Annotated in this window: 1 protein-coding gene; it reads right to left on the reverse strand. The window is 61.5% G+C overall.

All coding sequences use genetic code 11. The annotated features are described in order from the left end of the window. Positions 1–273: sterol desaturase family protein (locus tag RVY79_RS19650; RefSeq protein ID WP_317466253.1), on the reverse strand; the 273-nt coding region annotated here is incomplete at both ends.

A 273-nucleotide genomic window follows, 5' to 3' on the forward strand; every position in this document is an offset into this window, starting at 1 on the left:
GGTGCCAGTGGTGGAAATCCGGCGTCACGAAGATGTACTTCAACGGCCCCCAGGGCAGGTGAACGTTGGCGTGGTTGAACACCGCCTGGAAGCCCACAATGATGATGTAGACATCGACCACGGCCTTGTCGAAACCCAGCACGAACAGCGGCCCCAGCACGGCCACACGCGTGACGATCAACTCAAGAATGTGCTGGCGCGAGCCGGCCAGCCAGTCCATCGTCTTCACGCTGTGGTGCACGGCATGGAAGCGCCACAGGAACGGCACCTCGT

It is taken from the genome of Chromohalobacter sp. HP20-39, assembly GCF_033052815.1.
In the GTDB taxonomy this organism is placed as follows: Bacteria; Pseudomonadota; Gammaproteobacteria; order Pseudomonadales; family Halomonadaceae; genus Chromohalobacter.